11 protein-coding genes are annotated in these 12315 nt (G+C 69.0%); 5 read left to right on the forward strand and 6 right to left on the reverse strand.

The genetic code is table 11. The annotated features are described in order from the left end of the window. The 4 genes from QZ753_RS02725 to QZ753_RS02740 all read left to right on the forward strand — a co-directional run. A partial coding sequence (locus tag QZ753_RS02725; protein ID WP_294640994.1) for a DAK2 domain-containing protein occupies window positions 1–416 on the forward strand: 416 nt, incomplete at its 5' end. 78 nt (window positions 417–494) lie between these two features. After that, window positions 495–1481 carry a tripartite tricarboxylate transporter substrate binding protein gene (locus QZ753_RS02730; protein ID WP_294640996.1) on the forward strand — a complete coding sequence of 329 codons (987 nt, stop codon included), beginning with the start codon at window positions 495–497 and terminating at the stop codon, window positions 1479–1481. A 74-nt stretch (window positions 1482–1555) separates the two neighbouring features. Beyond that, on the forward strand, window positions 1556–2101 hold the full coding sequence (locus QZ753_RS02735; protein ID WP_294640998.1) for a tripartite tricarboxylate transporter TctB family protein: 546 nt from the start codon (window positions 1556–1558) through the stop codon (window positions 2099–2101). 12 nt (window positions 2102–2113) lie between these two features. Further along, a complete protein-coding gene (locus QZ753_RS02740) occupies window positions 2114–3616 on the forward strand; it encodes a tripartite tricarboxylate transporter permease (protein WP_294641000.1) in 1503 nt (500 codons plus the stop codon). A 59-nt stretch (window positions 3617–3675) separates the two neighbouring features. On the opposite strand, the gene QZ753_RS02745 is transcribed toward QZ753_RS02740, so the two are convergent. From QZ753_RS02745 to QZ753_RS02760, 4 genes are read right to left on the reverse strand one after another with little or no spacing between them, the layout of a single operon-like run. Further along, window positions 3676–5298: an ABC transporter ATP-binding protein gene (locus QZ753_RS02745; protein WP_294641001.1), complete on the reverse strand. Its 1623-nt coding sequence runs from the start codon at window positions 5296–5298 to the stop codon at window positions 3676–3678. A 1-nt stretch (window position 5299) separates the two neighbouring features. Beyond that, the gene (locus QZ753_RS02750; protein WP_294641003.1) at window positions 5300–6466 is read right to left on the reverse strand and encodes an ABC transporter permease subunit; all 1167 of its coding nucleotides are present in this window, start codon (window positions 6464–6466) and stop codon (window positions 5300–5302) included. Then, entirely contained in the window at window positions 6459–7382 is a 924-nt protein-coding gene (gene oppB / locus QZ753_RS02755; RefSeq protein WP_294641005.1) for an oligopeptide ABC transporter permease OppB, read from the reverse strand. Before oppB ends, QZ753_RS02750 begins: the two co-directional genes overlap by 8 nt. Window positions 7383–7439: 57 nt before the next feature. After that, on the reverse strand, window positions 7440–9035 hold the full coding sequence (locus QZ753_RS02760; RefSeq protein ID WP_294641007.1) for a peptide ABC transporter substrate-binding protein: 1596 nt from the start codon (window positions 9033–9035) through the stop codon (window positions 7440–7442). Between the two features lie 391 nt (window positions 9036–9426). Between QZ753_RS02760 and QZ753_RS02765 the strand changes: the two genes are divergently transcribed. After that, the gene (locus tag QZ753_RS02765; protein WP_294641009.1) at window positions 9427–10395 is read left to right on the forward strand and encodes a lysylphosphatidylglycerol synthase transmembrane domain-containing protein; all 969 of its coding nucleotides are present in this window, start codon (window positions 9427–9429) and stop codon (window positions 10393–10395) included. Window positions 10396–10407: 12 nt separating this feature from the next. Here the strand turns inward: QZ753_RS02765 and QZ753_RS02770 are convergent, their stop codons facing one another. Together QZ753_RS02770 and QZ753_RS02775 are read right to left on the reverse strand one after the other, a co-directional pair. After that, window positions 10408–11190, reverse strand: coding sequence for a methyltransferase type 11 (locus tag QZ753_RS02770; protein ID WP_294641011.1), 783 nt, complete (start codon window positions 11188–11190; stop codon window positions 10408–10410). Beyond that, complete coding sequence (locus QZ753_RS02775) at window positions 11187–12245, reverse strand: glycosyltransferase family 4 protein (protein WP_294641012.1); 1059 nt, start codon at window positions 12243–12245, stop codon at window positions 11187–11189. Before QZ753_RS02775 ends, QZ753_RS02770 begins: the two co-directional genes overlap by 4 nt. Window positions 12246–12315: the final 70 nt, after the last annotated feature.

Raw genomic sequence — 12315 nt, forward strand, 5'->3', positions numbered from 1 at the left:
ACACGGCCGGCGGCACGTCCGGTGCGATCTGGGGTCTTCTCCTGCGCAGCTTCGGCACGGCGCTCGGCGACGACGCTCCCGTGGATGCGGCCGCAGCGGCGCGCGCCGCCGCGGCCGGCCGGGACGCCGTCACCACGCTCGGACGCGCCCGGGTCGGCGACAAGACGCTGGTCGATGCTCTGGTGCCGTTCGTCGAAACGCTCGACGCCGAGATGAAGGGCGGGGCGCGCCTGCGCGATGCCTGGAGCCGGGCCGCCGAAGCCGCGACGCGTGCGGCCGACGAGACCGCCCGGCTGACGCCCCGGCTCGGCCGCGCGCGCCCGCTCGCCGCCAAGAGCATCGGACATCCCGATGCCGGCGCCGTCTCGCTGGCGCTCTGTGCCCGCACGGTCGGCGAGGCCCTCAACGCCGGCTAGCCGGCGCTCCATTCTCCCGGCCGGACGACCGGCCGGGCCCCCCTTTTCTTCAACGATCCGTCTGGGAGGCATGATCCAATGAAGCTCTTCGCAACCACCGCCCTCGTGACCCTTGCTCTGGCCGCACCTGCCATGGCGCAGTGGGCTCCGACCAAGCCGGTCGAGTTCATCGCGGCCGGCGGCGCCGGCGGTGGCACCGACCAGTTCGCCCGCCAGATCCAGGCGGCGATCGCCAAGGAGAACCTGGCGCCGACCAATGTCGTCGTCTCCAACAAGGGTGGCGGCTCGGGCGCCGAGGCGTTCATCTACGGCGCGGGCGCGGGCGGCGACGACCACAAGCTGATCCTCGGCACGTCCAACGAGTGGCAGCTGCCGCTCGTCACGCGCCTCGGCTACAAGTCGGAGGACCTGACGCCGATCGCGACGTTGGCGGTGGACGAGTTCGTCGTCTGGGCCCAAGCGAACGGCCCCTACAACACGATCACCGACCTCGTGGAGGCCGGCAAGTCGAACCCCGGCAAGGTCCGTTTCGGCGGCTCGCAGTCGAAGGACGTCGACCAGACGCTGGTGCGCCGCATCGAGGCCGCGACGGGCGCGAAGTTCCTCTACATCCCGTTCAAGTCGGGCTCGGAGGCCGCCGTGCAGCTCGCCGGCAACCACATCGACGCCAACACCAACAACCCGGCCGAGAACGTCGGACAGTGGCGTGCGGGGCAGGCGAAACCCCTCTGCGTGATGGCGGCCGAGCGCATGGCCGACACGACGAAGGTCACCGAGACGATGTCGTGGAACGACATCCCGACCTGCCGCGAGCAGGGCCTCGCGCTCGACGCCTACCAGATGCCGCGCACGGTCTTCGCGCCCGCCGACGTGCCGGCCGAGGCCGTCGCCTGGTACACCGACCTTCTGAAGAAGGTGTCCGAGACGCCGGAGTTCCAGACCTATCTGAAGAACACCTCGCAGACGGCGCGCTTCATGACCGGCGACGAGTTCAAGTCCTACATCGCCGCCGACGTCGAGCGCTCGCGCAAGCAGTTCGAAGCGGACGGCTGGCTCGTCAACTAAGCCGAACGCCGGCAGGGGGGCCGGACGCCGGTCCCCCGTTCGCCGGCCCGTCATGCAAAAGGGGAGGACGCGCGATGGTCACCCGCCGTCACATCGAAGTCGCGACCGGCCTTTCGGCAACCCTTCTGGGTGTCGTCACGGCCTATGGCAGCCTGGAGAACGGCACCGGCTGGACGGATTTCGGCCCGTCCGCCGGCTATTTCCCGTTCCGCATCGGCATCATCCTGACGGTGCTCGGCCTCGTAATCGCCGTCAAATACGGCCTCACCGGGCGTCGCCGCGCGCCGGCCAACCTCGAGGCCCAGGCGGCCGGCGGCGCCGTCGCCCTGCACGAGCCGACCGGCCTCGACGAGCGCTTCCTGGAAGACGGGGCGCTCGGGCGTATCGCGTCCGTCTTCGTGCCGACGGCGATCTCGGCCGCGCTCATTCCGTGGCTCGGTGTCTACCTGTCCGGCGCGCTGTTCCTCGTCTTCTCGATGATGACGCTCGGCAAGGTCGGCCTCGTGAAGGCGGCGACGATCTCGGTCGCGACCATGGCCGTCTTCTTCGTCACCTTTGAATTCTGGTTCCAGGTGCCGCTCGCCAAGGGCGTCGTCATGCCGCTTCTCGGCATCTATTGAGGAGATGATCCCATGGCCGATATCGCCAATCTCCTGCACGGCTTCTCCGTCGCCTTCTCGTTCTACCACGTCGCGCTCATCGTCATGGGTGTGCTGCTTGGCATCCTCGTCGGCGTGCTGCCGGGGCTCGGCGCGCCGAACGGCGTGACGCTGCTCCTGCCGCTGACCTTCACGATGGAGCCGGTCTCTGCGATCATCCTCCTGTCGTCCATGTACTGGGGGGCGCTGTTCGGCGGATCGACGACCTCGATCCTCTTCAACATCCCCGGCGAGCCCTCGTCGGTGGCGACCACTTTCGACGGCTACCCGATGGCCAAGCAGGGCCGGGCGACCGAAGCGCTGTCGACCGCCTTCTTCTCGGCCGGTATCGGCGCGCTCACCGGCGTCATCGTCATCACGCTCCTGGCCGGCTGGATCGCCGAGTTCGCGCTGCGCTTCTCGAGCCCCGAGTTCTTCGCGATCTACCTTCTCGCCTTCTGCTCCTTCATCGGGCTCGGTGGCGGCGATCCGATCAAGGCGGCCGTGTCGCTGCTCGCGGGCCTGGCGTTTGCGACGGTCGGCATGGACACGGTGTCGGGCGAGCTTCGCCTCACCTTCGGCTGGCCGGACCTCCTGCGCGGCATCTCCTTCCTCGTCGCCGTCATCGGCCTCTTCGGCATCGGCGAGCTTCTGCTCACCGTGCAGGAGGAGCTGAAGTTCAAGGGCGTGTCTTCGAAGATCGAGGTGCGCGAGATCTTCCGGGCGCTCGCGCGCCTGCCGCACTACTGGGTGACGTTCGTCCGCTCCGCCGCGGTCGGCGTCTGGATGGGCATCACGCCGGGCGGGCCGACGGCCGCCTCCTTCATGAGCTACGGCCTCGGCCGGCGCTTCGGCAAGTACGGCCGCAACTTCGGCAAGGGCGAGCCGGAAGGCGTCATCGCGCCGGAAGTCGCCGACCATTCGGCCGGCACCTCGGCGCTTCTGCCGATGCTGGCGCTCGGCGTGCCGGGCTCGGCGACGGCGGCCGTCATGATGGGCGGCTTGATGATCTGGGGCCTCCAGCCCGGCCCGCTCCTTTTCGTCGAGCAGCCGGATTTCGTCTGGGGACTCATCGCCTCGATGTATCTCTCCAACATCATCGCCGTGGTGCTGGTGCTCGCCACCGTGCCGCTCTTCGCCTCGATCCTGCGCATTCCCTTCGGCATCATCGGCCCGATCATCATCGTGGTCTGCCTGATCGGCGCCTATACCGTGGCGAATGCCGAGTTCGACGTGATGATGGCGGTGGCCTTCGGCATCGTCGGATACGTCTTCAAGCGGCTGGACTACCCGATCGCGCCGCTGGTTCTGGCCATGGTTCTTGGCGACAAGGCCGAGGACGCCTTCCGCCAGTCGATGCTCTATTCCGGCGGTTCGCTCTCGATCTTCTGGTCGAACGGGCTGGTCGGCACGCTGATGGCGCTGGCGCTCCTGCTTCTCGCCTGGCCGTTGATCTCCAAGGCGATCGCGATGGTCCGCCCCGCGCCGGTGGCCTGACCAATCAACGGATGCAAAAAGAGGAAGGGGCGCCGATCCGGCGCCCCTTTTTTTCCGGTTCAGGCGGCCATGTCGCGCGGCCGCTTGGCATCGAAGGCGGCCGCGATCAGGGTGCGCGTGTAGGCCTCGCGCGGGCTCGAGAAGATGTCCTCCGTCGCGCCTTCCTCGACCAGCCTGCCGTCCTTCATGACGAGGATATGGTCCGAGATCGCCCGGATCACCGCCAGATCGTGGCTGATGAAGACGTAGGACAAGCCGTGCTCGCGCTGCAGCTTTCGCAGGAGCTCGACGATCTGCACCTGCACCGAGCGGTCGAGCGCCGAGGTCGGCTCGTCCAGCACCACGACCTTCGGCTTCAGGATCATGGCGCGTGCGATCGCGATGCGCTGGCGCTGACCGCCGGAGAACTCGTGCGGGTAGCGGTTACGCGCCTCCGGCGGCAGGCCGACCTCCTCCAGCGCTGCGGCCGCACGGCGCGAGCGATCCGCCGCCGACAGCGACGGCTCATGGACGAGCAGGCCTTCGGTGACGATCTCGCCGACCGTGAGGCGTGGGCTGAGCGAGCCGAACGGGTCCTGGAACATCAGCTGCAGCTCGCGCCGCAGCGGTCGCATGCGCCGCCGGTCGAAGGCGGTGATGTCCTGACCCTCGAAGCGGTATCGCCCGTCGCTTGGCAGGAGGCGCAGGATGGCGCGCCCGAGCGTCGACTTGCCCGACCCCGATTCGCCGACGACGCCGATCGTCTGGCCGCTCTTCAGCGCCAGCGAGACGTGATCGACGGCGCGGAACGTGTCGGGTCCCTTCGAGAACAGGCCCTTCGATCCCCGCAGGTCGTAATCGACGACGACGTTCTGCGCCGAGAGGACGAGCGGCGCGCTCTCCGGCACAGGCGGCTTACCGCCCTGCGGTTCGGCGGCGAGCAGCATCCTGGTATAGTCGTGGCGGGGCGACTGGAAGATCGCTTCCGTCGGCCCTTCCTCGACCACCTCGCCGCGACGCATGACGACGACCCGGCCGGCGAAATGCCGGACGACGCCGAGATCGTGGGTGATGAGGAGGATCGCCATGCCGAGGTGCTGCTGGAGATCGGCGAGAAGCTTCAGGATCTGCGCCTGCACTGTCACGTCGAGCGCCGTCGTCGGCTCGTCGGCGATCAGGAGTTCCGGATCGTTGGCGAGCGCCATGGCGATCATCACGCGCTGGCGCTGGCCGCCGGAGAGCTCGTGCGGGAAGCTGTCGATGCGCCGCTCGGGCTCGGGGATGCCGACGAGGCGAAGAAGCTCCAGCACCCGCGCCCGCACGGCCGAGCCGCGCTTGCCCGAATGGTGGCGGAACACCTCGCCGATCTGCCGACCCACGGGGTAAAGCGGGTCGAGCGAGGTCATCGGCTCCTGGAAGATCATCGAGATCTTCGCGCCGCGATAGCGGTTGAGCTGGCGGGCGGGGAGCCCGAGGATCTCCTCGCTGCGATAGCGCGCCGAGCCGGACGCCCGGCCGTTTGCGGCGAGGAGCCCCATCACCGCCATCATGGTCTGGCTCTTGCCGGACCCCGATTCCCCGACGACCGCCAGCGTTTCGCCGGGCGCGACCTCGAAGGAGACGCCCTTCACGGCATCGAGCTGACCGTCCTCGGTGTCGAAGGCGACGCGAAGGTCGCGGATGGAAAGCACCGTCTCGGCCATGTCAGCGGTCCCTCGGATCGAAGGCGTCGCGTAAGCCGTCGCCGATGAAGTTGAGCGCGAAGAGCGTTACGCAGAAGAGCACGGCCGGGAAGATCAGGAGCCAGGGGGCCGCCTGGATCGTCTGCGCCCCGTCCGAAATCAAGGCGCCCCAACTCGTCAGCGGCGCCTGCACGCCGAGGCCGAGGAAGGACAGGAAGCTTTCCAGAAGGATCACCTTCGGCACGACGATGGTGACGAAGACCACGACCGGGCCGATCGTGTTGGGCACGATGTGGCGCCGGACGATCTGCCGGTCGGTGAGGCCCATGGCCTCCGCCGCCGCGACGAACTCTCGCCGCTTGATGGCGAGCGTCTGGCCGCGGACGATGCGCGCCATGTCGAGCCATTCGACCAGCCCGATCGCCACGAAGATCAAGACGAAGGACCGCCCGAAGAAGGCGACCAGCATGATGACCATGAATACGAAGGGCAGCGAGTAGAGGATCTCGACGAGGCGCATCATCAGGTTGTCGACGCGCCCGCCGACATAGCCCGATACCGCGCCATAGGTGACGCCGATCACCAGCGACACGAGGCTGGCGAGAACGCCGATCACGAGCGAGATCTGCCCGCCGACCATCGTGCGGACCATGAGATCGCGCCCGTTGCCGTCGGTGCCGAACGGGAAATACTGCTGCCCGACGGTGCCGGACACGACAAGCTCGCGCCCGTCGTCGCGCGTTTCTGCAACCTCCGCCCCGGTGCCAAGCTGGCCGGACCGGTCGAAGTAGCGAAGGACGCGCGGGTCGATCGTCTCATCCGAGCGAATGGTCGCGCGGTATCGCCCGTCCTCGACGTCGAAGGCGGCGAGCGTGACGCGGGCGCGCCCGGCGACGCTTTCCACCGCGCTCTGGAGGTTTTCCTCGCGCGGCCAGGCTTCGAGCGAGGGCGGTACCGAGACGTAGGACTGGAACACCTGATCGTAGCGATGATCGGTGAACTGCGGCCCGAGGAACGAGAACAGCGCGACGAGAGTCAGGATCACGAAGCCGGCGATGGCGGCGCGGTTCCGGCGCAGGCGCAGGAGCGCCAGCTGGAACAGCGAGCGGCCGCGCACGTCCTGCGGCGCCACGGGCAGATCGCCGGGCAGCGGGCCCGGATCGGGCGTGGTGGAGGCGAGGTCAGTCATGGCGGATCCTCGGGTCGAGGAAGGCATAGAGAAGATCGACGAGAAGGTTGAAGGCGATGATGAAGACCGAGACGAGCACCACCGTGCCCATGACCAGCGTGTAGTCGCGGTTGAGCGCCCCTTCGACGAAGTAGCGGCCGACGCCGGGGATCGTGAACAGGGTCTCCACCACGGTCGAGCCCGTGAGGAGCCCGGCGCAACACGGCGCGAGATAGGTGACGGCGGGCAGCATCGCGCCGCGCATCGCATGGGTGACGACGACCGAGCGCCAAGGCAGGCCGTAGGCTTTCGCGGTGCGCACGTGGTCGGTGCGCATCGCCTCGATCATCGAGCCGCGCGTGAGGCGCGCGAAGACCGCGAGCTGCGGCAGCCCGAGGGCGATCACCGGCAGGACGAGGTTGCGGAACGAACCGTCACCCCAGCCGCCGGCGGGAACGAGCGACAGGATGATCGCAAAGACGAGGGTGAGCACGGGGCCGATCACGAAGTTCGGAACCGTGATGCCGATGGTGGCGACGCCCATCACGAGATAGTCGACCCAGCCGTTCTGCCGCAGCGCGGCGACGACGCCGGCGATCGTGCCGCCGATCACGGCGAAGGCAAGCGCCCAGAGACCGAGCGTCACCGAATAGGGCAGGGCCTGAAGGATCAGCTCGGCGACCGAGTAGTCGCGATAGACGAAGCTCGGCCCGAAATCGCCGCGCACCGCGTTGGAGAGGTAGGTCCAGTACTGCACCACCAGCGGCTGGTCGAGCCGGTAGGTGGCCATGAGATTGGCCATGGTCGAGGGCGGCAGCGGGCGTTCGAGGTTGAACGGGCCGCCGGGGGCCATGCGCATCAGGAAGAAGGACAGGGTGACGACGATGAACAGCGTCGGCACCGCGCTAAGGAGGCGGCCGAAGACGAAACGGGTCATGGGGAGGGCTCTCGGGACGGAGGGGCGGCGCCGGAGCGCCGCCCGTCGGACCGCCGGTTAGCGGTTGACCGAGAGGTACTTCGACAAGTGCTCGTCGGCGACGTTGTCGCCCCAGCCGGACACCTTGTCGGACACCAGCCACAGCGAGGCCGAGTTCAGGAGCGGGACGATCGGCTGTTCCTTGAGGATCAGCGTCTCGGCCTGATGCAGGATCTCGGCGCGCTTGGCGGGGTCCTTCTCCTCGTAGGAGGCGGCCATGAGGCGGTCGTATTCGGGGTTCGACCACTTGGAGTAGTTGAAGGTCTTGTTGCCGGTCGTCGTCAGCGCGAGGAAGTTCTCGGCGTCGGCGTAGTCGGCGACCCAGCCGGCGCGCGCTACGTTGAACGTGCCGCCCTCCTGCAGGTAGGCGTAGTGCGAGGCGACGTCGGAGTTCTGCAGCGTGACGTTCGCGCCGAACTGGGTGCGCCACATGTCGGCGATCGCCGTCGCCACGCGCTCGTGGTTGGTGTTTGTGTTGTAGCGGATCGAGATGTCGAGCGGCTTGCCGCCCTTGCCGTAGCCCGCGTCCTTCAGAAGGCGCAGCGCCTCGTCCTCGCGGTCGAGCTGATCCATCGAGGCATAGGTCGGCTCGCTCGGCGTCTCGTAGCCGGGGATGCCCGGCGGCACGAAGGAGAGCGCGGGCAGGCGGGCGCCCTGGAAGATCTCCTTCGACAGGAAGTCGCGGTCGATCGCCATCGACAGGGCGTTGCGCACGTTCACGTCGTTGAAGGGTGCGGTGCGCGTGTCGAAGGCGTAATACTCGGTCGACAGCTTCGGCGTCACGCGGACCTGGTTGCCGAACTCCTTCTTCAGGAACTCGAGCTGGTCGGCCGCGAAGTCGAAGGTCATGTCGATCTCGCCGGCCTGGAAGCGGCGCTGGGCGGCGGCCGCGTCGTCGATCGGGTAGAAGATCACCTCGTTCAGCTTCACGTTCGCCGCGTCCCAGTAGTCCGGGTTCTTGGTGACGGTGATGTGGTCGTTGGTGACCTGCTCGGTCAGCTTGAAGGCGCCGTTCGAGACCATCACGCCGGGCCGCACGAAATTGTCGCCCTGCGCCTCGACGGTCGCGGGGTGGACGGGCAGGCCGGTCTGATGCGCCAGAAGCTCGATGAAGAACGGCGTCGGCCGCTCCAGCGTGATCTCGAGCGTCTTGTCGTCGACGGCGCGCACGCCGAGCTGATCGAGCGGCACTTCGCCCTTGTTCGCCTTCTCGGCGTTCTTGATCGGGTAGAGGATGTTGGCGTAGGGCGCGGCGGTCTTCGGGTCCTGGATGCGGCGCATCGAGAAGACGAAGTCCCCGGCCGTCACCGGATCGCCGTTCGACCACTTCGCGGCGTCGCGGATCTTGAATGTGTAGACCGTGCCGTCGTCCGACACCTGCCAGCTTTCGGCGGCGCCCGGCACGATCTTGCCGTTCGGATCGTAGATCGTCAGACCCTCGTAGAGATCCTTCAGCACGAAGGCCTCGATGTTCACCGAGGTCCGCGCCTGGTCCAGCGTCTGCGGCTCGCCCGCATTGCCCCGGTGCAGGGTCTGGGCGAGAGCGGAACCTGCCAGAAGGGTCGAGGTGAGAAGGGCGGCGCCGAAAAGTACGCGGATCGGACGAAGGGTCATCAGGTGACGTCTCCAAGTCTGTTGGCCGCCGGGAGTCCGCGATGCTGCGGACTCGACCGGTCGAGCGGAAGGCATGGTTGAAGCATGGCGCGGGAACGATAAGCAAGCGGGACGATATCCAGACCCGGCGCGACGATCCGCATTGGCGGACGCTGTCACAACCGTTCGTTCTGCCGGAACGGCATCCGTTCCACTTCCGATCACCGGACATGACCTCGGCAATACTTGGGCCGCCCGGCGATCGACCTCGCATGCCTTGCGCCGCTCGCGCAGGTTTGAAGTGACGGCGCGCGGACGTGCGGGCTCTGTCCGATGCCGGTCGTGCCCGCTACATGTCGACCGATCCCCCCATGCCTCCGATCCTGCCGGCCATGGGCTGCCCGGAGTGCGCGTGCGCCAGTTCCAGTCCTTGTCCGCGATGCCCGCCTGGTGCCGCACCATCCTGCCGCTCGTCGCGGGTGTCGGCCTCTTCGTCGCGGTCGTCGCGATGCTCGACCGGGGGCAGGGGCTCGACCGGCTCGGCCGAGCCGATCCCGTCGTCTTCGCGCTCGCGGTGCTTTCGGTCCAGCCGCAGATCGTCCTGTCGGCGCTGCGCTGGCGGTTCGTTTCCGGGCGTCTCGGCCAGACGCTGCCGGCGCGCCGGGCGATCGACGAGTATTATTTGGCGAGCCTTCTCAATCAGGTCCTGCCCGGCGGCGTTGCCGGCGACGCGGTGCGGGTGGTGCGCGCGGCCCGCGACGGCGCGGACGATCGCTGGACCGGCCGCGCGGGGCAGGCCGTGGTGCTCGACCGCCTGTCGGGGCAACTCGTTCTCTTTTCCGCCGCCGGGCTCGGCCTTCTCGCCGCGCCCTTCGTCTTCGGGGTGGCTCCGCCGGGCGGCGCGAGGCTCCTCGTTCTCCTCGCCGCCGCCGCCGGTCTCGTTCTGGTCGGCGGGTTGGTGCTGCGCCTTCTCGGGGACCGCGCGGCGCGGTTTCGCCGCGCGTTCGGCCCGGTGCTCGCCGAGGTCTTCGTCCGGCGCGGGGCCTGGGCGGTCCAGGCCGCACTTTCGCTGGCCGTCGTCCTCTCCTATCTCGCGACCTTCGCGCTTGCGGCAATCGCCGTCGGCGCGCCGCTCGGGTTCGCCGGCACGCTGCTTCTCGTTCCGCTCGTGCTTCTCTCGATGCTCCTGCCCGTCTCGGTCGGCGGCTGGGGGCTCCGCGAGGCGGCCGCCGCCGCCATCCTGCCGATCGCCGGGATCACGGCCGGGGGCGCCTTCGCCGCCAGCGTGGTTTATGGCGTCGCCTCGCTGGTGGGGGCGCTGCCGGGGCTGATGGTCCTCACGCGTCATGCCATCGGCGGGCGCCGGCGCGCCGCCGCCTGACACGGGCGCCCGTCAGGCCTTCGGCAAGGCGAGGACGTCCCAGTGCCCGACATGAGAGCGGACGAGTTGCGTGCTGCGCGCCGCCTGCCAGGCGTCGATCCGTCGCGCCTCGACACGTCCGGTCTCCCGGACGGCCGCCACGAAACCGTCCCGAAGCGCCGTCTCCAGCGCGCGCTGACCGTCATCGAGCCGCCACGGGCTCGGCGCGACGCGAACCTCGTAGCCCCGACGCTCGAAGGCGGCGCGCAGCGCCTCGGCGGCCTGCGGCCCGAGCGCCGTCCCGAGACCCTTGTCCGTCGCCTGATGCGCGTTGAAGGCCGCCAGCATCTCGTCGTCGCCGTCCGCCAGAGGCTCCCAGCGGTTCACGCCGTCGTAGTTCAGTGCCGCGTAGAGACCGATCTTGCGCTCGGCGAGGAGATCGGCGACGCGCTCCACCAGTTCCTGCGAAGCAAGGTCGAAGAGCGCCGAGGCCGTGACGAGGCGCGCATCCGCCACCACGGCCGGGTCGAGATGCGCGAGGTCTGCCTCCATCCGCTCGACCTGCGGAAAGCCCTCGAGACGCGACACGGCAGCTTCGAGAAGACGGGGGTCGTAGTCGACGAGACGCCAGCGCGTCTGCCCGTCCGGCCCGAAGGCACGCAGCGTCGAGCCGGTGCCGGAGCCGAGATCGACGGCGAGCGGCGACGGGCCGCCGGCGTGCAGAAACTTGCGCGCCGTCTCCAGAAGGTCGGCGTCGCGCGCGGCGTGGTCGGCGGGTTCCCGGAGATCAAGCCAGGTCGTATCGAAACCGCTCATCGCACGGCCTCCAGAGCGTCGGAGAGGATTTGGGCGGATGCGCTCCAGGTCGGCAATGTGGCGGCGGCCCGGCGGGCCCCGTCGGCCATGCGCTGGCGTTCGGCTGGATCGCGAAGAAGGGCTTCGAGCACGCGGGCGAACCCCGCCGCGTCGCCCGGCTCGACGAGAGTACCGGCCGATGACGGAACCACTTCCGACACCGCGCCGCCATCGCACCCGACGACGGGCAGCCCGTGCGCCATGGCTTCGGCGAACGCCATGCCGTAGCCCTCAAAACGGGAGGGCAGGGCGAAGATGTCGGCGGCGCGATACTCGGCCGCAACGTCTCGAACGGGGCCGACGACCGTGATCCGCCGCTCCAGTCCGGCCTCGGCGATCCGGGTCTTGAGGGCGCGGGCGGTCGCGGGATCGGCGGTTTCGCTTCCCACGATCCGGCAGCGCCAGGGACGATCGGTCAAACCCGCCAGTGCCTCGACGAGCAGCGCATGGTCCTTGCGCGGGATCAGCGAGCCCACCGACAGGATCGTCGGCATGCGCGACGGCGGGCGGGAGGGCGGCGACGTCGGCTGTTCGGTGCCGGGCGGGGCGACGGCCACATGGGAGCCGACACCGAACCCGATCGACAGAAGCCGCGCGGTGGTCCGGCTGGTGGCGACGACGGCGCGGGCGTGGGCCAGCGCCTCACGCTCGCTCGAACGCAGGGCGTCGGCGACCGGGGGAGAGAGGCCGTCCTCCAGCGCCAGGGGATGGTGGACGAGGGTCGCAAGACGCAGCCGGTTTCCTTCACGTCGCGCAACGTCGGGAAGCGCGCCGAAGGCCAGTCCGTCGACCATGACGAGCGCGTCGTCCGGCAGGGCAGCGAAGGCCGCGGCGGCGGCCGCCATGTCCGCGTGCCCGGGCATCGGAAACGAGGCGGGCAGCGGCACGACGTCGACCTGCCAGCCGAGCGCCCGCAGCTCCGCGATCATGCGCCGGTCGTAGCCGTAGCCGCCGCTCGGCGCGTCGAGGTCGCCCGGAATCGCGAAGACGAGATGGCACGACGGGCTCGCGCTCAAAGGTCTCCCTCGTACCAGGCGCGCGCCACGTGGCTCTCGTGCAGCGTCACGCGGATACGCTCGATGCGCC

It is taken from the genome of uncultured Aureimonas sp., assembly GCF_913775355.1.
Classification (GTDB): Bacteria; Pseudomonadota; Alphaproteobacteria; order Rhizobiales; family Rhizobiaceae; genus Aureimonas.

What these genes read in the sequence shown, in the direction of transcription:
- QZ753_RS02760 (WP_294641007.1), bottom strand. Translation starts at nt 9,035, where the DNA reads ATGACCCTTCGTCCGATCCGCGTACTTTTCGGCGCCGCCCTTCTCACC.
- QZ753_RS02770 (WP_294641011.1), bottom strand. Translation starts at nt 11,190, where the DNA reads ATGAGCGGTTTCGATACGACCTGGCTTGATCTCCGGGAACCCGCCGAC.
- QZ753_RS02745 (WP_294641001.1), bottom strand. Translation starts at nt 5,298, where the DNA reads ATGGCCGAGACGGTGCTTTCCATCCGCGACCTTCGCGTCGCCTTCGAC.
- QZ753_RS02735 (WP_294640998.1), top strand. Translation starts at nt 1,556, where the DNA reads ATGGTCACCCGCCGTCACATCGAAGTCGCGACCGGCCTTTCGGCAACC.
- QZ753_RS02730 (WP_294640996.1), top strand. Translation starts at nt 495, where the DNA reads ATGAAGCTCTTCGCAACCACCGCCCTCGTGACCCTTGCTCTGGCCGCA.
- QZ753_RS02740 (WP_294641000.1), top strand. Translation starts at nt 2,114, where the DNA reads ATGGCCGATATCGCCAATCTCCTGCACGGCTTCTCCGTCGCCTTCTCG.
- oppB (WP_294641005.1), bottom strand. Translation starts at nt 7,382, where the DNA reads ATGACCCGTTTCGTCTTCGGCCGCCTCCTTAGCGCGGTGCCGACGCTG.
- QZ753_RS02750 (WP_294641003.1), bottom strand. Translation starts at nt 6,466, where the DNA reads ATGACTGACCTCGCCTCCACCACGCCCGATCCGGGCCCGCTGCCCGGC.